Annotated in this window: 15 protein-coding genes, 1 tRNA gene and 1 pseudogene; 6 read left to right on the top strand and 11 right to left on the bottom strand. The window is 53.2% G+C overall.

Features of this window, described 5'->3' with window-relative positions; all coding sequences use genetic code 11:
- Positions 1-172: 172 nt before the first annotated feature.
- The 7 genes from RBB77_RS11710 to RBB77_RS11740 all read right to left on the bottom strand — a co-directional run bounded on the left by RBB77_RS11710 (position 173) and on the right by RBB77_RS11740 (position 11,975).
- Complete coding sequence (locus RBB77_RS11710) at positions 173-1,987, bottom strand: hypothetical protein (protein ID WP_353061937.1); 1,815 nt, start codon at positions 1,985-1,987, stop codon at positions 173-175.
- The gene (locus RBB77_RS11715) at positions 1,891-3,381 is read right to left on the bottom strand and encodes a hypothetical protein (protein WP_353061938.1); all 1,491 of its coding nucleotides are present in this window, start codon (positions 3,379-3,381) and stop codon (positions 1,891-1,893) included. The genes RBB77_RS11710 and RBB77_RS11715 overlap by 97 nt, the downstream gene beginning before the upstream one ends.
- A 1,749-nt stretch (positions 3,382-5,130) precedes the next feature.
- Positions 5,131-5,799, bottom strand: a complete 669-nt coding sequence (locus RBB77_RS11720) for a hypothetical protein (protein ID WP_353061939.1) — start codon at positions 5,797-5,799, stop codon at positions 5,131-5,133.
- A 206-nt stretch (positions 5,800-6,005) separates the two neighbouring features.
- A complete protein-coding gene (locus RBB77_RS11725) occupies positions 6,006-7,133 on the bottom strand; it encodes a hypothetical protein (protein ID WP_353061940.1) in 1,128 nt (375 codons plus the stop codon).
- 114 nt (positions 7,134-7,247) lie between these two features.
- Positions 7,248-9,617, bottom strand: a complete 2,370-nt coding sequence (locus RBB77_RS11730; RefSeq protein ID WP_353061941.1) for a hypothetical protein — start codon at positions 9,615-9,617, stop codon at positions 7,248-7,250.
- Positions 9,618-9,687: 70 nt separating this feature from the next.
- Entirely contained in the window at positions 9,688-10,584 is an 897-nt protein-coding gene (locus RBB77_RS11735) for a hypothetical protein (protein WP_353061942.1), read from the bottom strand.
- 869 nt (positions 10,585-11,453) lie between these two features.
- Positions 11,454-11,975 (bottom strand): IS110 family transposase, encoded by a 522-nt coding sequence (locus RBB77_RS11740; protein ID WP_353061943.1) that lies wholly within the window; start codon positions 11,973-11,975, stop codon positions 11,454-11,456.
- Positions 11,976-12,176: 201 nt separating this feature from the next.
- Here RBB77_RS11740 and RBB77_RS11745 point away from each other — a divergent pair, with 201 nt between their 5' ends.
- A complete protein-coding gene (locus RBB77_RS11745; protein WP_353061944.1) occupies positions 12,177-15,548 on the top strand; it encodes an HsdM family class I SAM-dependent methyltransferase in 3,372 nt (1,123 codons plus the stop codon).
- A gap of 114 nt (positions 15,549-15,662) precedes the next feature.
- Here the strand turns inward: RBB77_RS11745 and RBB77_RS11750 are convergent, their stop codons facing one another.
- The 3 genes from RBB77_RS11750 to RBB77_RS11760 form a co-directional block, all read right to left on the bottom strand.
- Complete coding sequence (locus RBB77_RS11750) at positions 15,663-18,584, bottom strand: hypothetical protein (RefSeq protein WP_353061945.1); 2,922 nt, start codon at positions 18,582-18,584, stop codon at positions 15,663-15,665.
- A 126-nt stretch (positions 18,585-18,710) separates the two neighbouring features.
- Positions 18,711-19,202, bottom strand: a complete 492-nt coding sequence (locus tag RBB77_RS11755) for a hypothetical protein (protein ID WP_353061946.1) — start codon at positions 19,200-19,202, stop codon at positions 18,711-18,713.
- Positions 19,199-19,828, bottom strand: coding sequence for a hypothetical protein (locus tag RBB77_RS11760; protein ID WP_353061947.1), 630 nt, complete (start codon positions 19,826-19,828; stop codon positions 19,199-19,201). The genes RBB77_RS11755 and RBB77_RS11760 overlap by 4 nt, the downstream gene beginning before the upstream one ends.
- A gap of 95 nt (positions 19,829-19,923) precedes the next feature.
- Here RBB77_RS11760 and RBB77_RS11765 point away from each other — a divergent pair, with 95 nt between their 5' ends.
- Both RBB77_RS11765 and cas1 read left to right on the top strand, forming a co-directional pair.
- Complete coding sequence (locus RBB77_RS11765) at positions 19,924-20,505, top strand: hypothetical protein (protein WP_353061948.1); 582 nt, start codon at positions 19,924-19,926, stop codon at positions 20,503-20,505.
- A 78-nt stretch (positions 20,506-20,583) separates the two neighbouring features.
- Positions 20,584-22,371 (top strand): CRISPR-associated endonuclease Cas1, encoded by a 1,788-nt coding sequence (gene cas1 / locus RBB77_RS11770; RefSeq protein ID WP_353061949.1) that lies wholly within the window; start codon positions 20,584-20,586, stop codon positions 22,369-22,371.
- 278 nt (positions 22,372-22,649) lie between these two features.
- Here the strand turns inward: cas1 and RBB77_RS11775 are convergent, their stop codons facing one another.
- Positions 22,650-24,437 carry a caspase family protein gene (locus tag RBB77_RS11775; RefSeq protein ID WP_353061950.1) on the bottom strand — a complete coding sequence of 596 codons (1,788 nt, stop codon included), beginning with the start codon at positions 24,435-24,437 and terminating at the stop codon, positions 22,650-22,652.
- A gap of 335 nt (positions 24,438-24,772) precedes the next feature.
- Between RBB77_RS11775 and RBB77_RS11780 the strand changes: the two genes are divergently transcribed.
- The 3 genes and pseudogenes from RBB77_RS11780 (at position 24,773) to RBB77_RS11790 (ending at position 25,422) form a co-directional block, all read left to right on the top strand.
- Positions 24,773-24,846: transfer RNA gene (locus RBB77_RS11780), tRNA-Gln, on the top strand.
- An 87-nt stretch (positions 24,847-24,933) separates the two neighbouring features.
- Positions 24,934-25,143: pseudogene (locus RBB77_RS11785) on the top strand (RES domain-containing protein); the annotation flags it as partial.
- 42 nt (positions 25,144-25,185) lie between these two features.
- Entirely contained in the window at positions 25,186-25,422 is a 237-nt protein-coding gene (locus tag RBB77_RS11790) for a C1 family peptidase (protein WP_353061951.1), read from the top strand.
- The last annotated feature ends 128 nt before the right edge of the window (positions 25,423-25,550 follow it).

The raw sequence follows: 25,550 nt of genomic DNA on the forward strand, positions 1-25,550 counted from the left end.
GGCTTTAAAACTGCCCCGCTCAGTCTTGCCTCCAAAATTCGAGTTTCTGGCCAATCGCACTCCATCAATAAGTGAGCCGACCGTAAAAAAAAAGGATCGCAAGTTTGTGTAGCGCGGGCGTACTGCTCGCGGATTCCATTAGGCATCGTTGCAGCGATGCGAATTGCCGCCTTCAGTCGCAGCAGCCTGACGGTTCGCCGCCAACGATCACTTCGATTGGACACGATTCGTCGCAGGAATCCGTCAGCACGGTGACGGTCGCCCGATCCTTCCAAGCCTCGCGGAGCACCTGCGCCAGTCTGTATCCTCGACAGCGGAAGCGCCGCACATGATCGCATCTTTCTTCCAAGATAAACCCGTCGAAATCGCCAAAGTGGTCGTAAACTAGGCCAGCAACTTTGCCCACGAATTTAACCACCTGGTCGCCGCCGCATGGTTCGGGCTGCTTCCCGTCTCCGGGCAAGGCGCCGGTTCCCGAAGGAAGGATGAGGCACGGATCGCCGCCAAATCCCTTCACGCGTCCTGCCACTTGCTTCAGATACCGTTCAAAGACTGGGTACCAGCGGGTGGCGACCGGAATCGCTTTCGCGATGAACTGGAGGATGGCATAGTACCGCTCCTCCGTCTCGCGGAGTTCGGTCTTCGTATCGACAGGAATGTTAAGCTTAAAGATGCCGCTTGTATGGCGCCAGGCGTATTGGGGTGGAGCGCCGACGATTGCCTGCGCTTTCTTATTTTGCTCACTAGCCTGAGGGATCAGCGGATTCGTATAGTCGTCGCTCGTGATCTGACGCACGACAACCTCATAGTTGTCGCCCTTCTTGACACCCGCGGGCAATTGAATCGAAAGCAGACCGGCGAGATTGACAAGACCACCCTTTGGAATCGGGATGTACGTTGTCCCCCCTGCGTTCACTTCGATCGTGTGCGGGTCGGCCGCCTTCAAGTTGTGAGTCGTGTAAAGGTTTCCAGCCCAAGCCAAAATGGCGGTTGAGGTCGTTCCGGGTAGATAGATTTGTGCCACGCTTCCGCTCGGTACGTTACCCCAGTCGATGACGAGTTCGTCCGGCTTTTGATCCAGTTTGAGAGCCTTCGGCGAAGGCTTCAACTCGAATGTCTGCGGGATAATGCGAGACGGGTCGACCCCCGGGTTGGCCGAAGACACGAATGCAAGGTTGCGCTGAGCCAGTTTGTCGGTGTCGGAGGGGTCGTCGCCCACGGTAATCGGATCGGGAGCGAAGGACACTTCGCAAACGAGACACTGGTGCTGGCTTCGTACGAGTTGAAGAATCGAGACAAGGTTATTAAAGCTCCCGTATGGTCCATAGGGATAGTCGGCGGGGGTATTCGCCACCATCCGGTCCGGAAATCGCAGGTCGCCGGGTTGGTTGATGTCGAGCCAACATCCGTAGAAGGTATCGACCACCGCGCCTAGCGGATCAGGATTAATAGTGTGTGTGTTTTTCGGGTCGGTCTGTCTGCTGAGCGCCTGCGATGCATCCACGCGCGGAGTGGCGAAGCAGGGAATCGTTACGATCTCGTCTGCCTGAAGGCCTAGCACAGGGACAACCGTGGAACCGCTCGTGTAGGAGCGGTACGTTGTCGTTGGGTCGTAAGTCGTGGCAACTTGCTGCGCGGCAAAAATGCGGAAGAACACACTCACATTGGACGCCACCTGGGTATCCTGATACCGGACCCGCGCCAATGCGAAGTTATAGATGTTGTTTCCGGAGCTGTCTGTCTGAAGCAAGTTCAGCGCTGCGGTGTCCTCGTCCGATGACATGCCGTCGAACACCGGCCCGAGACCGGCAGGGTCGGTATTGAGGTTGTCGATCGTCTTTTGAATCCACGTCGTGGCGCCGTCCTGTGGGCTTGTTCCTTGCCCGGCGGTCAGGCCAAACATCTTCTCCCCGGCCTTGAGCTGAAACACCTTGATGTCGACGCTGAGATACCACTCGGCGCCCGGCCCGCTGCCTCCATGAAACATGTACGGGTTCGGTGTTCCTGCAATATGATCTGGGCGTTGTTGGAAACCGTCCTGCCCGCCGCAGTGAATGTGGCGGAAACGACGAGGGTCTGATCGGTGGTGGAGAACATCCCCGTGCCGGTGAACTGAGCCTGGAACGGGAAGGTGAACCGTTGCGGCTGGTTCGCCGCCAAGGTGGGATCGGATGGCGAACCCGGCCCCGTCGAGACATACCGCAGTCCATTGATAGGTGGTGCCACGCTTGGGACCGCGCTGCCAATGGCGGTTTGGCTAAAACCCTCGACCTCGACATAGAGCGCGTTGTCGAAATTGCCAAAACCTGTAAGACCCTGCTGGGCGGTCACCTCGCCAACCGTGAAATTGGACATCTCCAGGCGGATAACCAGATCCTGCGTGCCGACGCTGACCGCGAAAGCAGCGGACGGGATGCCGTTTGCAACGACGAACAGGCTGTACTGGCCCGGGGGAATGTCCGTGGGCACTGAAACGAATGTGCTGACCTGGGCCGCGCCGGTGGCCACCGCCATCGTGGAGTGGTTCGCGGTGCGCAGGTAATAGATGTTGCCGCTTGTATCCTGGAGACGAATTATCGGGTAGTTCGTGGCCACCTGCGCGTCGTCACCGTAGCTGCATGCCTGCGACAGTCCGTTAAACTGGGTGCCAAATATTTGGTAAGTGTGCCCCAGAATGAGCGAAGTCGCGCAGTTTGTGATCGCGGGAGCCCAGGCCGCCTGGGCACCGCCGACAGAAGCGAGAATGGAGACCGTCCCTGACTGGTTGGAGTATAGGACCTCACCCGACGGAAGCAGGAGGAAGCGGCCTTCGAAGCAGGCTTGACCATTGTTCGTAGGGCCCGGCGTAATCGTCGCCTTATTGGTCGACGAATTGTACAGATAAAACGTCGTTGGCCCCGGATAACTGCACGCGGGGCTCGGACTGGCCGTGAGCAGGACCTGGCCGTTGGTTAACAGCACCGCCGGTGCGTCCATCGGAAACGTCGTGTTATTGCTGGTATCGACCAGGGTCGGTCCGTTACTCCAGGTCCCCGCGGTTCCGGCGGCGCCGGGTATGTAGATGGCCGTGTTGCCGCTGGCACCGATGGCAAATACAGTTCCGTTCGGCAGTAAAATGGCCGGCCCTATCTCGCTTACGAACCCCGAGCATGGTTGGGGCAGGCTAACGCCGGTGCTGCCCATTTGCAACCAGACGTCGGTCGACGACGTGTAGAGTTCCGCGTTGGTGCCGTTCGAGCACTGGACGTCCAGAATGTCCCCGGTGGGAAGCAACGTAAAGGTCTCTTCAGACGAATTGTCGTTCTTAGCCGATGTGAAGAAATAGGTCTGAGTCTGCGGGTCGAACAAGGCCATCGCGGCGTTGTTGGGGTTGCCAAACAAGACCCGCCCATCCGCCAGTACGGCCGATGCCGGGTCGCCGATATTGGTCCAGCCCGGAGGATTGGGTAGGATTGTCCAGAGTCCGTGGTTGGGTCGTAGAGCTGAACCTCCAGGGCGTCAGGGGTGTTCCCCGGGTACTGGGCGTTGTACTCGCCGCCGAACACGAGGACGGTTCCATCCTGCAGCAGTGCGGAACCGAAGAAGACTGGTCCGTAAGTCGGACCGTTCATGGTAGCCGTGAGATTGGAATCGTTGAGCATGGACGCCGTCTGCACCCAGTTTCCGTTGGCGTACGAGCCGCTTTTGTCGGGAATAAGCCGGTACCATTTTGGAGAGGCCAAGACGTGTGACATTACGCTGCCGTCAGTGAGCAACAGCATCGTGTCGATGCTTGCAGGAACGTTATTTACCGTCGACCAACCCATATCAAACTCCTTTACACCTGAATTTCCATCTTGGAATCCCAAGCTGCGGAGGGCTTTTGGCTGCTTTGCAGCAGTGGAGAGCGAAGTCGATTTTCCGATAGACCCTTGGCCTCACCAGCCAGATCAATCAGAATTTAGATGTAAGACCCGCATCTCCTAAATAATGCACGCGGGCTTAAAAGCATTTCAGTCTCAAGTCTTTTTAACGGCCCGCTCGCCCAGAGGAGCGTTCACATTCCGGGCCAGAAGTCGGCTTCTGGGACATTGGTGGATAGGTTGCGATAAAAGACGCTATCGCCTGCGAGCTTGATAGCATAACGAATTGGAATGTTGCCGCGGCCACGATTCTCAACAAGTGATACATCTCAGTTGTTGCTAACAGGCCAATGTATTCATTGAAGATTGGGAATGTTCGCGCGCGATAGTTCTCACTCAGACACTCCTGTAAGTTTTGCCAGCGTGATCCAATGCCGTGGATGCGGCACTCGGTCCCTTTGCAAATCTCGCCTACATTGGGTCTATCATGCCTCTAGACATGGCAGAGACGATCACATTTGATCCGAGAGATTCATCAGTGAACCCTACAGGACGTGTCCCAAATGCTTGCATGAAACGTTCGGGATCTTGTCGATCAGCGGGTCACGGTACCTATGTTCTCAATCGAATCTTGCGACAGCCGCTAAAACGGAGCTGGTTCTTCGAAGAGCGAAATGGAAACTGCCGACTGATGGCTGACCTGGCAAGTCACCTTGCAGAGACAACTTCTACGTGGGCCCGCTTGGCAGCCCCGCTCGCCGAGTGGACTGCGAAGGAGATTGCCTCAACTACGAAAACTCGTAGAGCAATCCCAGCAACTCGTCTAACGCAAAACCACAAGCGCGAAACGAGAGGCGGAGACGCGTTCGTTGTGTCCAAGAAGTTGGTGACCCTGCAGAACGTCTGTAGTGACTGCGGCTGTCCAATCGTGAATGCAAATGAGAAATGTAGAAACTGTGCCATAGAAGAGTCTGCTCAGCGGCTGACAAAGATCGCGACGGAAGGTCGGGCCGTCTCCCATACTTCAAACGCGGAAGCGAAGCGGTCCAAGACACAGATTGTCAATCAAGCAAACATCCGGAAGTGGTCGCCTTCAGATCAGCCATCCTGGCTAACAGCTGAGTTCTACGCGGAAAAGATTCAGCCGTTAATGTCGTCTTTGTCTTCCCGTCTGATTACGAGCCATCTTTCGGTTTCGCGAGGTTATGCAGGCAACATTAGAAAAGGCCGAGTTCCCCACCCGAGGCACTGGAGGGCGTTGGCAGAGCTTGCAGGTTTAGAGGCTTAATTAATGTTTCTGTGATAGCTCATCGATCTTCACCTGAAGATACCGATCACGGGGATAATGGCTTAATAGATGCTTGTAGGAATTGCGAGCATTGTCCCAATCGCGTTGGGCTTCGTACGTTTTTGCCAGGTTCTGAGTTGTTGTAGCCCATTGAATCGGGAATGATGATTCGGTGTAAACCTGCAATGAACCGAGAAAGGCGTCCATCGCTTTTTGCAGATTTTGAGAAGCCAAAGCGCCTTCACTACGTCCCGCGAGGTCGAGGAACGCGACGCCCAAGGTGTTCTCAGTCCCAGCCCATTGCTGAGGCAATTGCTCGTGGGTATAAACCTGAAGGGCGCTGTTGTAGGCTTCAATAGCCTGCAGCAGATACGGCGAGGCCAGAGTCTCTTCGCCACGGTCTGCCAAATCGTTAAGCACAGTGCCGAGGTTGTGCTGGGTCAATGCCCAGTCTTGAGGGAATCGCTCCCGCGTCCTTACCTGCAGAGTACTGCGGAGATCTTCGATCGCCTCCTGCAGAAGTTGGCCGGCCTGAGTTCCTGTGCTACGTATCGCAAGACCCCTCAGCGCACCGGCGAGGTTATTCAGGGTCAGAGCCCAGTCTATGGGAAGTTGCTCGCGGGTGTACACCTGTAGGGTGCTTTGATAGGCTTCAATCGCCTGATGCAAATACAGGGAAGCCTGCACCCCTTGACTATGGTCTGCAAGATCAAAGAGCGCGGATGCGAGATTGGACAGAGTCCTCGCCCAATCCCGAGGCAGGTCTTCGCGTGTTCTCACCCCGAGTGCACTCGTGTGTGCCTCTATCGCCGACCGGTGATATTCAGACGCCGAGGCCCCCTCACTCAGATCTGCTAGATCGATGAGCGCGTTGCCTAAGCTTGTCTGGGTCCCGGCCCAATTTTGAGGTAGGTGCTCGCGGGTATAAACCTGTAGTGCATTGCTGTAAGCGTCGATCGCTTGGCGCAGGTATCGGGAGGCCTGAGCCCCCCTTCGCTACGTTCGGCCAGATTGAAAAGCGCAAGCCCAAAGTTGTTCTGCGTCGCCGCCCAGTCTTCTGGAACCTGCTCCCGTGTGTACACGGTCAGCGCGGCTTGATAAGCCTTACGAGCTGATTCTTCGTGCTGCGATATTGCCACCCCTTCAGATCGCGAGACTAATGCCGCTTCAGCATTGCCAAGCCGAATCTGAATGCCAGCCCACTCTATTCCATTCTGCACCTGTGAGGTATGGGCGAGTGCTTTCCCGTACGCTGTAGATGATTTACTAAAGTCTTGTGCGCTGTAAGCAGAGTCGCCAGCTAGTAAGTAATCGCGAATGATAAGGTCAATACTTTCCTGTTGTTGTTGCTGCAGTGACACTAAACGGTTTTCTTCGTCGGCAGCTGCTTCCATCGCCTTATCGTGCGCTTCGTTGAAGTTTTTCTTGGCGAACGCGGCAAGACTCAGATCGTAATTGTCGGACTTCTTTGATTCCACTTCGGAGGCCCAACGGTTTACCTCTGATTTCACCTGGTCTACGCCAAAGCCGTATTGAACCGCCCAATCCTTCAGGTAGCGGCTCAGATCTGGCGGCTCTTTGACATTCGGTAGTGAAGTCGCACGGCTCGATTCTTTTGCCGTGCGTTCGACGAATGCCCGGACCTGCACATCCGATAGGAACTTTAGAGAGCCTTTTGGTAATAGCTGGATTTCTTTTCTGTGGACTAAATCCATCGGGACCGTTAGCTTCCCTCCCGGAGGTTCGTAGATAGCAAATCCAGGGATCGTAGCTGAGATCGTTACCTCGACTCCAGGCTTGAGAGCGTCCGAGAGAAACAAATGGAACAGTCCGCCGTCCCTCGTTACATCATGACTACCATCTTCGTCGAGACTAACGGCCACATTGTCAGCGGGGGTTCGCGACTGATCATCACCTTTCACAAGCTTGCCAAGGAGTTCTCTTTGGGCTTGGGCGTGTGCAGAGACGAGACAGCTTGCTAAAAGGAGGCTAACGAGCCGCATTGCCGACACCCTTGGAGGATAACCATCACTCCAGTATCACCTAGCATTGGACGAAGGTGTTCGAATCTTCTATCGCCGTTGATCACCCGTACTTCGGCATCATTATGTGAACATCTAGCGCTTTTCAGATAGCTCCTTAATCTTTGTCTGCAGGGGCTGATTGGTTGGATTGTGACTCAAAAGCTGTTCATAACATTTTTGAGCATTATTCCAATCCTTCTCGACTTCGTAGGTCTTCGCCAAATTTCGGGTTGCTAAGTTCCATCGGAATGGGAATGTTGGTTCTGTGTAAACCTGTAAGGCGCTGTGGTAGGCATCGGTCGCCTGCTGTAGATATTGGGAGGCCTGAGCCCCTTCACTGCGTCCCGCGACATCGAGGAGAGCGTCGCCAAGGCTGTTTTGGGTCTTCGCCCAGTCCTGGGGCAACTGCTCGCGGGTGTAAACCTGAAGGGCGCTCCTGAGGGCTCCGATCGCCTGCTGTAGATATTGGGAAGCCTGAGCCTCTTCACTGCGTCCCGCTAGATTGCGAAGCGCGATGCCAAGGTTGTGCTGGGTCTCTGCCCAATCCTGAGGCAGTTGCTGGCGGGTACTCACCTGCAGGGCACTGCTGAAGGCTTCGATAGCCTGTTGCAGATATCGGGAGGCCTGAGCTCCTTCACTGCGTTCTGCTAGAGTGCGAAGCGCGTTGCCAAGGTTGTTCTGGGTTGCTGCCCAGTCCTGGGGCAACTGCTCGCGGGTGTAAACCTGAAGGGCGCTGCTGAAGTCTTCGATCGCCTGCTGTAGATATTGAGAGGCCTGAGCTCCTTCACTGCGTTCTGCTAGAGTGCGAAGCGCGTTGCCAAGGTTGTTCTGGGTTGCTGCCCAGTTCTGGGGCAGCCGTTCGCGGGTTCTTACCTGAAGGGCGCTGCTGAAGTCTTCGATCGCCTGCTGTAGATATTGGGAGGCCTGAGCCCCTTCACTGTGGTCCGCTAGATCGAGGAGCGCGTTGCCAAGGTTGTTCTGGGTTGTGGCCCAGCTCTGGGGCAACTGCACGCGCGTTCTCACCTGTAAGGCACTCTGGTAAGCTTCGATTGCCTGCTGTAGATATTGGGAGGCCTGAGCCCCTTCACTGCGTCCCGCTAGATTGCGAAGCGCGATGCCAAGGTTGTTCTGGGTTGCTGCCCAGTTCTGGGGTAGCAGTTCGCGGGTTCTCACCTCTAGCGCGCTGCGGTAAGCTTCGATCGCCAGCTGTAGATATTGAGAGGCCTGAGTTCCTTCACTGCGTCCCGCTAGATTGCGAAGCGCGTTTCCGAGGTTGTTCTGGGTCATCGCCCAGTCCTGGGGCAGCTGCTCGCGGGTATAAACTTGTAGGGCGCTCCGAAAGGCTTCGATCGCCTGCTGCAAATATTGGGAGGCCTGGGCGCCTTCACTTCGTTCCGCTAGATTGCGAAGCGCGTTTCCAAGGTTGTTTTGGGTCATCGCCCAGTTTTGAGGCAACCGCTCCTGGGTGTAAGCCTGTAGGGCGCCATGGTAAGCTTCGATCGCCTGTTGCAGATATTGCGAGGATTGAGCCCCTTCACAGCGTTCCGCTAGATCGATGAGCGCGATGCCAAGGTTGTTCTGGGTCCGCGCCCAATCCTGAGGTAGCTGGTCGCGGGTGTAAACGGTCTCTGCTGCTAGATAAGCCTTTCGGGCTGATTCTTCATGCCCGGAGATTGCTGTACCCTCGGAACGCGAGATCAAAGCTTCCTCTGCGTTGCCAACCCGCAACTGGATGTCGGCCCACTGCGTTCCGTTTCGGTCCTGGGAGGTATGCGCAAGTGCCTCCTGGTATGCTGCCGAGGCGTTGCTGAAGTCCATTGCGCCGTAAGCTGCGTCACCCGCTAGTCGATAATCGCGAACGATGCGATCAATGCTATCCCGCTGTTGCTTCTGGAGTGACGCCACGTGACCTTCTTCATCGGCAGCAGCTTCCATTGCCTTATTGTGAGCCTCGTTAAAGTTATTCTTCGAGAAGGCAGCCAAGCCAAGATCATATGGACTGGATTGTTTCGATTCCACTTCGGAGGCCCAACGGTTCAATTCGGATTGCACCTGCTCGATGCTGAAGCCGTATTGAATAGCCCATTCTCTTAAATAGCGGCTTAGCTCAAGCTGCTCTTTGGCATTGGATTGGTTTGCTACCCGGCTTGATTCTGTTGCTGTGCGCTCGACGAGTGCTCGTAACTGAGCGTCATAGAGAAACTTTGGAGATCCTTTCGGCAATAGCTGGATTTCTTTTCTGTGGACCAAATCCATCGGAACTATTAGCTTCCCTCCCGGTGGCTCATAGACAGCAAACCCGGGGATCGTAACCGTGATCGTTATCTCGACCCCAGTTTTGAGAGCGGCTGAAAGAAAGAGGTGAAAGAGTCCGCCTCCCTTGGTTACATCACGACTCTCATCTTCGTCGAGGCTGACACTGACATTGTCTACCGGAGTCCGCGACGGATCATCACCTTTCACAAGCTTGCCAAGGAGTTCCCTTTGGACTTGGGCGTGTGCAGAACAGACGAGACAGCTTGCTAAAAGAAGGCTAACGAGGCGCATTGTTGACCACCTTCAGGGAGAAGGTTACCCCGGAATCGCCCAAGGTCGGGCTCAGGCGTATCGTTTGATACGCATGTTTTTCCGCGGTTAGATCTGCACTCTTCTCTCGGTCGGCGGTCACCTGGAATTCGAATCTACCATCGCTCTTTGTCGTAAACTCTTTTTTGTACTCCGGCAGTATTACGTGGACCTCGGGCAATGGTTTCCCATGTATGTCCAATACCGTGCCCGCCAGCGTGAAATGCTTGATCTTCTTTTTGACGATTAGATCTACGTCGCTGCCGGCAATCGTTACGGTAGGAGTGGAAGCCTCATAATCCTCTGATTCGACCCATCCAGGTACTTGTTGTCCGCGAAACTCAGCGGGAATTCGAGGAAAGACCGCCTGACCATTTTCTTCGATCCCTTCCGGATTAATCTCCGCTCCAAGCTTTAGAAAGACCTTACCGGTATTTCGCAGAACTATATCCTGCGGACCACCTTCACCGCGGACATAAACAGTGAGCGGGAAGAATGTCGGCTTCGGAATAAAGTAATATCCACCGATCACTACTAGTGCGGCCCCGACGATTGAGCCGCTGAGCCTGAGGGTTCCACCCCAGGCTTCACCAACCCAGTCCGCCGACGATTGGAGAACACCAAACAAAAATCCTGCAGCACTGAGGCTCATTAAAACAAGAACTAGATAGTAGACCTGTTGCAACAAGCCAAATCGGCTCAATTTTTCAGCATTCACAATGAGCACAAAAAGAAGCGCCAAAAAGCATAGAAAGGCAACGAAGGAAACCAGCGAATAATTTGGGATTCGGCTTTGTGTCCTTCTCGCATGCATCTTGGGCTGTATGTCTGGTGGCTTCTCATTCTTGGCTTGCTTATTTGTCATGGAGTTAGGCCTTAAACATGGCACCCTTCAAGAAGCACCACGCGACTACAATACCCATGAGCCAACGCCCGAACGAAATAATTTCATATTAGGCTCCAGCTACCACTCAATTGCAGAGGGCCCATTTTTTGCTTATTTTTGTCGCCCTAGCTTATCAGGCTTTTCAACAATCGGAAATCGCTTTCGGGGGTGCACTTTTCTCGTCCCTATCCCCCTACCCCGCCAGACGTTGACGGGATAGGAGATAGAGGGCTCCAAAACTGCCCTCCCTGTCTTAAGAACGACCGTGATCCGAAAAATTGGTGGCCGTGCGAAGTCGCTTGTCCGATTAGCCGATTTCGCAATAGGAGCAAAGACTCTGGCTACAGACTTACATATATGTAAACGATTTCGAATGGTCTCAGCTTTAAAATTCAGAATGACGAAGCGGCGATAGCATTAAACTATTTAGCGTGTAGCTTCATCAAGATTCACCGTACACTTCGCATATCTCCGGCTATGGCCGCGAACGTGACGGATCGGATGTGGAGTGTGGAAAACCTTGTAGCCCTCTGGGAAGTCTACGACCAGCGGAGGGCGGAAAGAGCGGCATAAGAACACAGGAAGCGGATGAAAGAATAGAAGAGGAGAAGGCAAAAAATGCTAGAAAAAGATGAGGCTATAGCGCTTGAACTGTCATGCGCTCTAATAAGGGCTATCTTCACGCCTGGGCTTGGAACTAAGAAGTCTCCAGCAGATGCTGTAAAGACATACCGAGAGATGTTAGCGGAACTGAGAAAAAATAGCTGATCTCAAAGTAGCCCATTACCGATGAGGCAGGACTTTTGCTTGATCGTCGAGGCTGTGGACTCAGCTAAGACCCCTTTACATCACCCTGTCGTCCGTGTACGCACCAGAGCGGCTCGCGCCCGGATCACTGTCAGGTCGGCTTGGGCCTCGGCGCTTCGATGCTTCACTGGACACAATAACTGCGGATCGATCCGTACCAGTCGTGCAAGCGTTCTGGCGTCGATCCGATCATCCTTGCGCCTGCTCTCCCCGATTAGTCGCACGCTGCGCGCGTGCGCCACGATCGCCTCATGACCGAGTTCGCTAAGCAACCGGCTTACCCACGGTGAATGTGTTCCGGTCTCCAGTGCGATGCGGCTCCGAGGCATCGCTCCGAAGATCTCTTTTACCGCCTTAGGCGTCGTGCTCAACCTCTGCTCCATCAGGACGTCACCTGCTTCATCTAGCACGCAATAAAAGCTCGACCTGTCGCCCAGATCCAGAAGTGGTTTGCGTGTCCCATTCTGATAAACACTCGCTGAGAAACAGCGATGTACCGTTGCATAGGCCCCTTTCTCCACCCTAGCAATGGGGTTCAGTTCAGGCTCCCAGACTTTCTTCACCGCTGTTTCAAGCTCCTATTGATTGCTAGTTTCGGTGCAATTTTGCTGACTTGCACAAGGAGCTGCTTCCGGATAATCCACAGTGCCTGGGCCAGCTCGGGGATCGGGATGAGAATAATCGGTAGTATGATGAAGAGCTTTGCGCCGTTTCGCCCTTCCATCTCAACTCTGCTCTAATCGCAAGTTACAATTGGTGTTTGCATGACATTCGATAGTGCCGTAACTCGATTTCTCGCTCTCGTGAAAAAGGTGGAAGCAGCCACCACCGCGCGAAGCGAGAATGATCTTTCCGCGAACCTTGCGAGTTGCCTCCAGGCGCTGGGTCTATCAACCGTGCTAGACACTAGTAGCCCAGGTGGTATGCGCAAGCGACCTGACATTCTGGGCTACGTCAGATCCGAAGACGCGGACCTTGTTCTTCCGGCTGAGATTGTCATCGAATCGAAAAAACCTAATGAACTCTCTGACTATGCCACCATTACAGATGCGGTAAATTCTGGGTGGTTTTGGGCGGAAAAGACTGTTCCATACATACGAGAGAATTTGACACGCATTCAGTACTTTGTCGTGACGACATTCACCTCCTTCGCGATCGTTACGATTTCCGAAGAATTGAGACGTGGCTTCATCGAATGGGTGGCCGGAGAGGACGAATCGCTGCGTAGCGCAGTTCGAGCCAATACGACGACATTCCACCTCTGTTCTCCGCACCATCAGCAGTCGCAATGGCAATCATGGTTAGAATCGCATTTTGAACCTACTCGCATCGCGCCGGTGCCGATCTCCACCATTATTAGCGCTTTCTCTGTAGAGTCCCGGCGAGACCTGGAGAGCTTTGCAGGCGAGTTAGCTGGGTTTGCCGCAGGCAACGATGACATAAGCAGTTCGGGTCTGTTTGAGTCTGTGCGCACGAGACTGCCAGCTTCCTATGAACTTCTAGAGGGCACTACCAAGCGGGATCTTCATATCTTCTTGATGACCCAGTATCCCGGTATGAAACAGACCGCAGTGGAGACTTTGGCGAAAGAGCATCCGCAGGAAGTGGTTTCGGATTTTGTGGCTGCTAGCATCCATTCGCTGATTGGCAGACTCTTCGCATTCAAGGTCATCGAGGACAAATTCTGTGTTTCGGAAACAGATCCACTCATAGACGCGGATCACTGGATTTTCCGTACGACTCGATACGATAGGAAGGCTTCAGAAGAGATTAGAAAAGCTCTGTTTCGTTCACTTCGCGATCTCAAGGATTCCGAATTACTCGCGATTCGGCGATTTGCAGAATACGGCTTCTTTTTTGACTGGATAGAGGATTACGTCGATCCGACTCTGCTTCGTAGGTTGATCGAAATGATAGGAAGCCGTAATTTTGAATCGCTTGAGGGAGACCTGCTTGGACGCTTCTTCGAACTGTACGCGCAGAAAATTAATCGGACCAAACGACGCGCCCTCGGCCAGTATTACACTCCTCAACCTGTGGTCGAGGTGATTTGGAGTCTGGTCGTAAATCTTGTGCACGAACGCGGCGTTGAGAACACGGTGAACGTTTTGGATCCAGGAATGGGTTCCGGAACCTTCTTGACAGAGGGCGTCAGGCAGTTAGCCAAGTCTGGAGTGCCTCGCTTCTGGGATCGTCTGTCCGGGTTCGATCTATCTGCCCAAGTTCTGGGAATAGCGTATGTGAATCTATACGTCGCAATTCTCAGCCAGCTTGACCGTAATCAAGCAGAGCAAGTGGGCGACCTCCATGTTTACGCCACTGACGCTCTCGATCCCCGCAACGGGCAATACTTGAAGCAGATTCTTCCGCTGATTCCGGACGAGAACTACAAGAACTTCATAGAAGAAAGGATTCGGATTAGTGCTGAGGTCAAGCAAAACGGGACGTTCACAGTTGTTATAGGCAATCCTCCGTACCGGAATAATAGCAATCGAACGCTCAGCCAAATGGCATTAGTGTTTCCTGCGCTTTTTGAATCATCTATGGAGAACTCGCGGGCCCAGGAAATAAACCCAAGAGACGACTACGCCTGGTTCTTCGGTGCGGCAGATTTCTATGTCAGGGAGTCAGGCATTATCGCCTTTATCGTCTCGGACTCGTTCGCTCAAAAAAGAAGCTATAGGTACTTCCGACAGGATCTGCTGAGGCGATACCACATTCGCCATTTGATTCGCCTCGGAGGCCAGGTATTTCAAGATGTCGGGCCCAGGATCGACTTCGTAATAGTGGTGCTTGAGAAAAGAAGCGTAGCGCTCGCAGCTCCAAATGAACTTGAAACGCATCCCTACATCGATCTGCGGGGTCTAACAACCGGTGTAGCCCAAAATATCCTTGGTACGGAGCTTGATCCGCGTTTCCTGTTGATGCAAGCAGTATCGAGCGGCGAGCGATCGCTACCGGAGCCTGTCATGGACTCTCCGAGAAAGTCTCTCAACTACTCTCTGTATCCAGTCTCCCCTATCATCGACCGGGTGCGCCTTAATTCTCTGCCTCTCTTTGAAAAGAAGGTGGAGCGCATTTTTGAGTCCAAGTGGCCCGGACTAGTTACAGCGTTCGATGAGTTTTTCAAGGCTGGCTCGAGTATTGAGTTAGAGACAAGGATGACGACATTCTTTGAGCTTTGCAATCGACCTCGTCTTGGTGGGCCCGCGTTTACCGCTGCCGTGGAACGGTGGGGAGGAGAGAACGCTATTGATGAGGACAAATATGAGCGACTTTGCCAGTTGGCGCATCAGGTTCGGCAAAGAGGGCTCGCATTCGTAGCTTCCAATATAAAGCGAGCGCTGGATGGGGCCATGCCAAACAATGTGCGATGGTATCCACCACGGCGCAATTCGGTCTTCGTTTATTACGAAGTACGATTGGACATCCCGAGAAACGAAAACGAGGGGCGCGTTGTAGGATGGGGTACCATGCAGCAGTGGCGCGAGCCGCTGTCACACATAATCAGCCCCAAACTTATATATACGACAGCCTCCAAGCCCCAATACGGACTTAAGGCTTTCGTAGTTGATGACGAATGGTATGTGAAGAAACATGGTGGCATGAGTCAGCAGTACAACTATACGGGGCTCGTGAACCAATCACAGGCGCGGCGGATGGATGGATCGCCAAACAATCTGAACCAGGGCGGACTGAGATTGCTTGAACGATTGCAAGAGGCAAACTTGCCAATGAACGCCCTCAACTTTTATGTGGCTGCGATATACAACTCCGAAATAGCATCCGAGTTTCTAGAGGAGGCCAGTTCTGGTACTCCTTTCGCAATTCGGATCCCGTCCTCAAACCAGCTTGAGATTGCACGCGATCTAGCGTGCGCCGGAAACCGAATGCGGGACATATTTTGGCTCCAGCACATAGTCGAAGGTTCGGAACAAGTAGAGGCTTCTTCACTGGCTCAATTTGAGCCAGACATACTCGACTCGGTTGGTTTAGTAAAGCAGACCATACAGAGTCGCGGGTTCAGATCCCGGGAAACATACGCGATCCCGACGAGTTTGAACCTCCGCATACAAGACCAAACCGGTCCAATCCAGGAAGAAATCGATCGCCTGGCCAGTGAACTCTACAGCTAAAAAGGTACGTAATCATTCGCTTGGCTCGACTATGAGGTTGTTGAGCGGTCAGTTTAGCTTAACTGTAACGGCCCAGGTCAACGCCTACCGAATTGAATGAGAAAGCTCTCATGGCTACTCAGGCCCCTTTGCCTTCGTTATGGCAATACCCCTAAGGCACTCCTGGTTCTTTAAATGCGGTCTACTACGGGCCGCCCGAATATCCATCAGCGCACGTCGAGAAAGCCCGCTTTCACTGATCAGCGTCTTTAAAGGTAGCCGTTTCAGCAATGGCAAAATCTTCGTTTGCCATTCATCCCGGCTCTGATCGACATATTCCGTATAGACGCTTTCACGGGAATGAACGAGTCCCGCATCGACATCTTCCAGGTGATTAGATTCCTTGCCAATGTATTTAATTTGATCGACCGTGATGTGCCGACGTTGGAGCAATCCGACCGTCTGCTTGTCACAGGGATCTCCCGTTGCATCTGCGCATTTCGATTCGGGATGATATTCATACTCGCGAAGAACGTCCCCGTACGTTTTGACGAAGGCCGTTCGCGCGCTTCCTGTGTACTCGGAGGTCGTAATCCGATAAGTGTTCCCCGTGTACTGATCAATCCAATCCATTTTGAGCCATTGCGCCGAATTGTTGTTATACGGTGCGATGAGGTGGAAGCGTTCAGGGTCCGCTCCTTTGGGATGACCAAACGGCTTTACATGGCAAGTTAGCAAGAAATTGAAGGGCTTGATCTGTCCCGAATACGGTTTGCCCTCATTCAGTTTGGCCAAAGGTCGGATGACAGCGGGGCTGCTTACGGTGACGCGACCGACAGCAGGCAGATCTTCAAATCCGAGATTTGCTCTGGGAAAACTTAGCGCACCACGAACCATGTTGAGCCACGCCTGTCCGGCCCATTTACGATCTTCGCTTTCCGGATCTGTCGGGTTTAGCAGATGGCCCAGACCATGCTCCGACCATCGATCCTCGTCATTGTTGACTCCGTTCCGGAGCAGTGCGGGGTTGCCATGTTTGTCTTTGAGGAATAGGGCATACCGCTTGGCAGAGATGGCAAAACAGTAAAGCTGCCGCTGCTTTCTGGTTGGATCGAAATTGTCACCTTCGATTTTCAGAACTGATCCAGGTATAGCATCGCGATCGTAAGGATTGAGAGCCTCAAACCGGTTAGCAATTTCCTCAACCTCGTTCCACGAGAGGGCTTTGATCGCGGGCTGGCCATCTTTTAGATACGATCCGCCTGGACACGGAATGAGTCCGCCGCGCTCTGTTGCCACGATTGCCATCGAGTCGGTATCTTCCATCGCATACGTTCCTCCTTTCTCGGACACGCAATGCTCCAGCAGCGACAGCATGAGTCGTGCAGCGCTTGTAATCAGAGCAGCAAGGGGCGGGAAACAATATTTGCCCGGAATCTCTGGATGTTTGACCTTGCAAGTAAACGGCTCTGGATCAATTCCGTGACAAAGAACATTCACCATCTCATCCGATTCCTGGCGGTTCATCTCTGCGTAAATACCGTAGCTTGTGGAATTGGCGAGCACTTTGAGCGCTTTGTCCAGCCGACCCTTTTCAGACTTTGAAGTGTCTGTACCAAAATCCAATCTTTTACGCTCCTCAATGACGACCTTGAAGAGATCTTGGTTGCGAGGGTCAACCTTGATTGCATTGCGGAGACTAATTGGTTTTAGTCCCTTAGATTTGCCTTTAGCCTTCAACCGGAAGGCATCGACGATCTTCGGAACGCGACCAGTTAGAATCACGGACGCAACGACATCAGGCAATGCAAACCAGAGCGCAGTCGAGTTCTCTGCGTCGCTGTACATGTGATTTACGCCTACCTGCCAATCATTGCTTGCGGTGGCGTATTTGCTCCTGGAAGGCAGAATATCGTCGTCGGGGATTATTTGGACAAACGCCGCGAGATTTTTCCAAGTATCCGGGTTGAATAAATGATCAGCCGAAACGCAATTAAGGAAATCTGTTATTTCCTTTTCGCAGTGGTCATCAATTGTGAGTTCCTGAGCAGTCACGAAGTCCCAAAGACCCATGTTAATGTTCACGGTTGGATACATCGAAAGAAAATCCGTGTAAACCACCGGAATTGGAACTTTTCTGATATGCGCACTAGTGCGTCCACCGAAAAAAGCCGACTGAGCGTATCCAAGATATTTCTTCGGAAAATCGGGCTGTCGCTCAAGGATTGGCCTAATTCCCATTGCTTGCAGATGCGATTTACCAATCGAAGCTGGTGAATATGCTTTTGTCGGCTGCAGATCGATCGGATGTTTATCAAATTCCGCGAGTAGCTTTTCCGCTAATTCCGCCGTGGCCAAAACATCCCGGCGGTTGTAATCGATGTATTCGCTTGTAATTTCGCCATGGTGTTCGGCATGTTGTTTTCCGTGTTCCACTTCGAATCCCTCGCACGCGGACGCCAGAGAATAACTCCTATCCGTTAAGGCAAATGCCAATGTTCGCAAATCGAGGAAATGCCCACGGAAAATATATCCCTCCTCAGGTTCCCCGGTTGGCGATCCGTCAGGAATGAGATCCGAAGGATCACATCCATTCCGAGCCGTGAATCCCTTCAAAGCGCGTTTACCATCAATCTGCTTTATACCCACCCTTGGCCTAAACCCGTTTTTGAGTTCATTGCCGGACTTGTCAATATAAGACCAAAGTTCCAGCGAGAAGCCCCCAGCGAACCGACCTCGCGCGGTGGTGCTGTCGCGAGCGACCCGCGACAGGTCGAACGGAAGATTGAAACCGACCAGGAGGCAGCGGCCTTTATAGACAGACGAATAAAACTTCGAAAGAAATTGATTCAATGTGAGAAGCTTCAATTTCTTGTTGTTAGCTTCTGCTGGATGCTCCGTAGCGTAACGCTCAAGAACTTGACGGTCATGCTCTGGCAGATCGTTGGCGAAGAATAATCCTTCTTCCTGGCATTCCCCATTGGTCAAGAATCGGTAACTGCCGAACGTGAGGCGTTGGGTAGCATCGATCCGTGTCTCCGTGTCGAACACCATCATGGCGCCGGGCCTTCTCCACTTCTTAGGACGGTGGGGACCTGATGGTGGATTCTCCGCTTCGGGGCTTGCTATTTCTGGATAAACGCGAACTGCTATTGGAAGTGATGTGATTCGTGACATTTGTTCTTACCCTTTCCTTGCAAATTGAGCTATAGGTGTACCGGACCACCAGTTTGGCCCTAGTCGTTCGATCAAAAGTGTGCTCAACAACTCCAGCATCTCGGCGATCCAGCTCAATAACCTCTTAATGAGGTGACAGATCGTGTCGATGAATCCTCGAATGCATCCTGCCGCAGATCGCAGCGGACAGCCCATAGGGTTTTCGAGTGTTTCTTTTGGCCATTCATGCTGAGCGACGCTTAACACAGCCCAGTGATCGTTGATCCACATCTCTAGAGTGACGGGGCTGTTGGCTCTTCCCCCAACGTGATGCTTGTCCGTGATAGGACGTCCCATCTTCTTTCGTTGGCACGCGGCGCAGATGCCCTTGTTTCCGACAAGTGCTTCAATTCGTTTCTCGCCACACGTGCAGCGGTTGTTGTTTCCTACACGGCGCGCAGCAGACGACTTGCGTTGGTAGGCCTTTATGGGATCTGACGTTGATGGCATATTCTTCATGTGGTCCTCGCATACAGGGATTCGAACGACAAAACACCAGCAGATCCCAAACGGTTCAGAGCGCTGAGATCAACCGACAACGGAATGTCCACACCCTTCGCATCTACGATGTGCTTGCCTTGAAACTTCTTGAGCGGGGAGGAGTCCCCAGTTTGCAGATAGCGATGGAGCGCGTTCCAATATTCGGCAAGCAGAGTGACTTGTTTGGAACCACGCACGGCAATGTCGCGCGTTCCGTCTGGTGTAGGAATGATGACTAGTCGCAGCAAACTGTCGGATTTCTTAGCTGCGTATTTGCCATTCTTCTGTTTTTGCAACGCTGTTTTGCCCCACCTGGTTACAGTGCGTGGGTTGATGCCTGCATCGCGCGAAGCCTGCGTGAGTGAGATTTTTTCGCGTCGCATCTTCGAGACGACGCCAAGGACTCGGTCCCAGGTATCCTTAAACTTCTCGGGTTTCGCGAGGTATTCGGCTTCTGTGCGAGGAGCGGCGAGCCTCGGTTTCGCTCGCGATTTGCTGGGAAGACCCTTGTTTTTTGGCCTCGACTTCGTAGCCCGTGGTGTTTGATTGAGTGAGGGCGTGGACTTCTTCGTAGGACTTGATTGCTTCTGAGGTTTGCGTTTCATTGTGTGCGGATTCTGCCCTATGAGATCCGCCGATACAATCCCGTGACAGTTATGACGAAATTTCGCCTAAACTGATCGGGGGCAGTTGTTGCGAAATGGAACTAGAAACACTGAAGAAATTTGAACCGATGCTCGATCAAGTAGTCGAGTACTTTTGTCGAATGAGTGGCACAAAGAGCTATGAGGAAGCTATCGCGGTTCTGCGTGAGCAGGTTCGAGACAAGAGCACATCGCCTGCGGCATGGTTGCATAGGGTTGCGCGAGAGGTATATCCGACGAGTGAGCCAGATTCTGTCGATCCGGCGCAGTACTACGAAATTCTAGGGATGATTGATTCCCGAGAGAAGTACAGCACAGTATTCGCCAGTCTTCCTGAGGAAGCGGTCCCAGAGATCGAGATTTTTTTCAAGTTTCTATTGAAGGAATTTCTTCCCGCTCAGCGCTTAGCAGCACAAGGGTTGACAAAGGCTCTACCTCAGCGGCGGACCGGTGGCCGAAAGTCAAAGATGCCCAGCGAGGCAACATGTCGCAAAATCTGCGCTGAAATCATCGAGCTTCATGCGAAAAGTGTGTTGATAGGTGATGCACAAAGACGAGCTGTAAAGAAATGGAAAATACCACTCCGATCAATCCAAAAAATCTGGGCCAAGAGAGGTGAATTGGGTCTATCAAGCTGATAAAATGAGACTTACAGCGGGCTCGTCACCTGTTACTAGCAGGCGGCAAGCCCTGACCACCAAGGAGCGTGAACTCCAATGGCAGCTACTCAGACCCTAGCGCAAGCGTCAACCTTGCGCAAATCCAGTGACTCTGTTCTCCAACCAGCCAGCCCCAACTCCTCCCAAAAGCGGTCTCGCAAAGGTGTCATAGTCCTCTATGGGTACGGCACTAGCGTTCGTGTCGAACGCGGTCACCTAGTCATCGAAGATGGAGTTGGCTCTGATCGTTACAAGGGTCGCTTCCCCCGGGTCGGACACGGGCTTGAGCGGCTGGTCGTGATTGGTGCAGATGGAGTAGTGTCACTCGCAGCGCTGCGTTGGCTCGCCGATCAAAACGCATCGTTCGTCATGCTGGAGCGGAATGGTACCGTTCTCGCGACAACTGGCCCGGTACGACCGTCGGATGTTCGATTACGTCGGGCGCAAGCGTTAGCCCATCATTCGGGGGCGGCGTTTCGAATCAGCCGAGAACTGATTGATCGAAAACTTGCAGGTCAAGAGCGTGTCGCAAGTGAGTCCCTAAAAAATCATGCAGCCTCAGCCATGATCAAACAGATTCGATCTGAGTTGGCCGAAGTTGAAACCATTGATGAGATTCGGTCTGTGGAATTGCGCGCAGCCAAGATCTACTGGAAAGCGTGGCGGACGGTCTCAATCAAATTCCCCGAGAAGGAGTTGACTCGCGTACCGGAACATTGGCAGAAGTTTGGTTCGCGCGCGTCGGAACTTTCAGGGTCCCCGCGACTTGCCGTAAATCCGGTCAACTCGATTTTGAACTATCTCTATGCACTGCTAGAGGCGGAATGTCGTCTTGCTGTTGCAGCCCTGGGACTCGATCCCGAGATGGGAGTCTTGCATATGGACACGATCAATAGAGATAGCCTTGCGTGTGATCTGATGGAGGCTATCCGGCCGGATGTGGATGCCTATGTTCTCAGTCGAATTTTGAAACAGCCTCTCAATAGAAACTGGTTCTTCGAAGAGCGCAACGGAAATTGTCGTCTGATGGCTGAGTTGGCGAGTCAACTCGCGGAAACGACTTCTATGTGGGCTCGCTTAGTCGCGCCACTCGCCGAGTGGACTGTGAAGGAGATTTCCTTAACGACGAAAACCCGCAGAGCGACTCCAGCAACTCGGCTGACGCAGAATAACAAGCGCGAGATGCGAGGCGGCAGTCCGTTTGTGGCGTCGAAGAGCTCGGTGACCTTGCAGAACGTCTGTAGTGACTGCGGTAGTCCAATTATCAATGGAAACGAAAAGTGTAGGGTTTGCTCAGTTGAAGAGTCGAAGGAGCGGCTTACAAGAGTCGCAACAGAGGGTCGCGTCGTTTCTCATTCCTCAAAAGCTCAAGCTAAGCGATCAGAAACGCAGATTGCCAGACAAGCCAATATACGGAAGTGGTCGATTTCAGACCAACCATGCTGGCTGACTGCTGAGTTCTATGCGGAGAAGATTCAGCCGCAAATCGCCTTCTTATCTAGCAGTCTCATAAAGCGCGAACTTGGAGTCTCGCGAGGGTATTCAGCTGAAATTCGACATGGGAGAGTGCCGCATCCACGGCACTGGTGGACTTTGGCTAAGCTTCTAGCGCTGTCGGAACAGGAACATATGTCGCAAATTTCGTATGGCGAGCGGAACGAAAGCTTACTTCTTCGGACGGGCTTGTTGCAACACCGCTTGCCAGAAGAAACCGTTTTGAAAGGCAAGCAAAGCAAACGAGACTACCTGCATCGATTCGAGACTTTTCACAGACTGCAGGGAGCCGATGAGCGGCAACAACAGAATCGGCGAGATGCAGAGCGGCTTGGCAAAATCGAGCCATGAAAACGCCCCCCGAAGATAGAATATGGATCGTGCAGCGACCCCTAGGATGATTGCGCCGAACATGGCGAGCGAAATCCATAGAGGGGAACTGCCTGAGCCGAAGGTCACGTAGCCGGTACTCGCACTCGCAACCAGGACGTCGAGGACAATGAGACCGAGGAGAGGCAGCAGCTCAATTAAGAATCGCTTGAGTTCGCGGGTACGCAACCAGTCAATAACGATAATTACGAAGTAAAGCGCAGCGCAAAATTTTAGGATTGTTGGAATGGACATAGGTTTTATTTGGGCATCTGACTAAGTCGATTTTTAGCTTCATTGTTGCCGGCAGCGGCCGCTTCCTCATACCACTTCCTGGCTTGCTGGTAATCCTGTGCTACACCACGGCCCTGGTCATACAGAGAGCCCAGAACATACATGGCGAACGGATTCCCACCGGCTGCGGCCTTCTCATACCATTGCCGAGACTGCCGGTAATCCTGTGCTACACCACGGCCCTGATCATATAGATCACCCAAATTGTACTTGGCGAACAGGTCCCCGCCGGCTGCGGACTTCTCATACCATTGCCGGGCCTGCCGGTAATCCTGCGCTACACCTTGTCCATAGTCATACAGATACCCCAGGCTATTCATTGCGCTCGCACCCCCGGCAGCCGCACCCTTCTCAAACCATAGCCGAGCCTGCTGGTAATCCTGTGCTACACCTAGGCCCTGGTCATACAGATAACCCAGGCTGTTCATTGCGTCCGCATTCCCGGCGGCTGCGGCCTTCTCATACCACTGCCGAGCCTGCTTGTAATCCTGTGCTACACCATGGCCGTGTCCATACTGATTCCCCAGGTTATTCATTGCGGTCGCACTCCCGGCAGCTGCGGCCTTCTCATACCACTGCTGAGCTTGCTGGTAATCCTGTGCGACACCTTGTCCCTCTTCATACAGATACCCCAGGTTATTCATTGCGTCCGCATTCCCGGCGACAGCCGCCTCTTTGAAGGCCCGAGATGCGTCTTTATAGTGCTCTGCGCGGTACTCCGATTTACCTAGTTCAAGTACGTTATCAGCAGGTTCGCCGAATGCTGTCGCTCCGCCAGGGGTCCAAGGCTTTACATTTCCCAATTGAACCTGCCGCCCTCTGTTCAAAAAGAAGAACTCACCGATGCTACCGTTGCGGGATATGTCACCTTCCATGGGAATCTGGCTACCGTTGGTTACATAGGGAATTTCCGAATGAAGATAACTATCCAATTCGTGGTACGTAACGACGCCATCTCGCGGGGAATTGTCAGCGGCACCCGCTAATCCGGCAAAAATCTTTTCAAAGAACACGCTGCCGGGACCTACTGCTGCAAGTTGAAGGCTCTGCTGGTTCGCGCGGCTGGCCATAATCGCGTGGGCTCCATGGTCCCCCGGTCCAAGCGGATTGGCCCCGAAGGATTTCCGTCCGAGAAATGCTCCGCTCTGACACGCGTTTATAAGCACTAATACTTTTTCCGCAGCATCAATGTCGGAGTCAAGAAGAGTCCGCAGGAGACCGAGGTCGATTCGGTTGACGGGATCGGTCTTCGAGGCGGCCGAACTGGTAAGGAGGAAGCCACGTGCTGTCTCTGCGGTCCCTTCAGCGTAACCATGGCCGCTAAAGGCAAAAAGGAACCGGGAGTGCGGGGAATGGCTGAGACGGTCCGGAAAGTAGTTTTCCAAAAAATAATTCAGATTGTCGAGATTCACATCCCCGTCTTTGAGCACAATGATTTCGTCAAAGAATTCCTGGTCTTTCAGATAAGATTTCAGCTTTTCTATGTCGACGGCGGCGGGCTTTAGATCCCTGTCTATTGGCGATAGATTTGGATACTTCGTTACTCCCACAATTATTGCGTAACTGCGGCCAACTGGCTGAGATGTCAGGCTTATAGAATTGAGTGCTTTCTCATACAAAGAACGCTGGTCGGCATAGTAATAGAAGAGGCGCCTGTATTGTTGGGGCACGTTGGGGGCCTGTGCGAGTATGCGGGTTGGCAGGCAGCAAAGTAACAGGGCCAGGGGCAATCTTTGGTTGCTCAATAACTTCACAGACAAACCCCCTGATAGGAAGTCAGCCTAGAGTAGTCCAATACTGAGACTTGTTCCAGAGACAAAACGCCGATGCGCTTGGCGGAGACTTCGCGCCGAAGCGGTCGAACTGTTCACGTTTTTGCGACTCCAAAAACCGCGCGGAGTTCTCTTCCGGCCCATTTTGGGGTACCAGTCTCGCAATCTAGTCGCCAGATGATAGTGAGGGGCAGTTTTGGAGCCCCCTATCTCCTATCCCCGCCAGACGTTGACCTTATCTCCCTCACCTCGTACACTCTTAAGAGGCACTCAGCGAGCACCCTGTTCGCGACGCAAAGCGCACCACGCTAAGCATTTGCCCCCTAGTTCAATGGTAGAACAGTCGGCTCTGAACCGATCAATCGGGGTTCGAATCCCTGGGGGGCAACCAATACATATAAGTTAAGTAGAAGTCGACGATGGCGTCGCGCACAAGTCGGTTGATCTATCATCGCAGTAGCCCGGTTGGAGAAACAATGAAACCGAGACCCGCAGGATAGGCGATGGTTGGCTGGCACGGAGCGAAACCGCCTTACTGAAGGTCCCTTCCGCAATTACGCCGGAGACGTGGAACTGGGTCCTCAACCCGCGCCACGCTCAGGCAAAACACGTTGTCATCGCTTACAACGAAAAGCATCTTATCATTCGCGGCTCTTCCGCTAATATTACAGCCGCTGTCCCCAATTAGTGTACGACGGTTTGTTCGCTGCCGCTGATGCAGGCATGTCTCATGGAAGGCTTTCCGATTGTGTTCCGATATACGTGCTTTCCGTCGATGGACCACACGTGGAACGACGGTGTAATCCCAATGCCGGGACCAACGGAGCCTGAGGATGGCGGTCATTGCATGCTGATCGTCGGCTACAACAATGCGAACCGGACGTTTCTTGTGCGGAACTCGTGGGGCACGCAGTGGGGGCAACAGGGCTACGGGACGATGCCGTACGACTACATTCTGTCGCCGTAATGGACGACGGACCTATGGACAATCCGCAGTGTGACGGAGCATGCGGCAAGACCGTTGAACTCAGCGTTTCCTATGCCTGAGGAGCCTTCCGCCCTGTCAGCTCCGGAGGCAGGTACGGGCGCAGGCAA

This window comes from Tunturibacter psychrotolerans (assembly GCF_040359615.1).
GTDB lineage: Bacteria > Acidobacteriota > Terriglobia > Terriglobales > Acidobacteriaceae > Edaphobacter > Edaphobacter psychrotolerans.

Excerpts from the sequence above, each read along its gene's own strand:
- RBB77_RS11760 (WP_353061947.1), bottom strand. The coding sequence starts at position 19,828 with ATGAAACGCAAACCTCAGAAGCAATCAAGTCCTACGAAGAAGTCCACG.
- RBB77_RS11735 (WP_353061942.1), bottom strand. The coding sequence starts at position 10,584 with ATGACAAATAAGCAAGCCAAGAATGAGAAGCCACCAGACATACAGCCC.
- RBB77_RS11725 (WP_353061940.1), bottom strand. The coding sequence starts at position 7,133 with ATGCGGCTCGTTAGCCTCCTTTTAGCAAGCTGTCTCGTCTCTGCACAC.
- RBB77_RS11790 (WP_353061951.1), top strand. The coding sequence starts at position 25,186 with ATGGAAGGCTTTCCGATTGTGTTCCGATATACGTGCTTTCCGTCGATG.
- RBB77_RS11755 (WP_353061946.1), bottom strand. The coding sequence starts at position 19,202 with ATGAAGAATATGCCATCAACGTCAGATCCCATAAAGGCCTACCAACGC.
- RBB77_RS11710 (WP_353061937.1), bottom strand. The coding sequence starts at position 1,987 with ATGTTTCATGGAGGCAGCGGGCCGGGCGCCGAGTGGTATCTCAGCGTC.
- RBB77_RS11765 (WP_353061948.1), top strand. The coding sequence starts at position 19,924 with ATGGAACTAGAAACACTGAAGAAATTTGAACCGATGCTCGATCAAGTA.
- RBB77_RS11745 (WP_353061944.1), top strand. The coding sequence starts at position 12,177 with ATGACATTCGATAGTGCCGTAACTCGATTTCTCGCTCTCGTGAAAAAG.
- cas1 (WP_353061949.1), top strand. The coding sequence starts at position 20,584 with ATGGCAGCTACTCAGACCCTAGCGCAAGCGTCAACCTTGCGCAAATCC.
- RBB77_RS11750 (WP_353061945.1), bottom strand. The coding sequence starts at position 18,584 with ATGATGGTGTTCGACACGGAGACACGGATCGATGCTACCCAACGCCTC.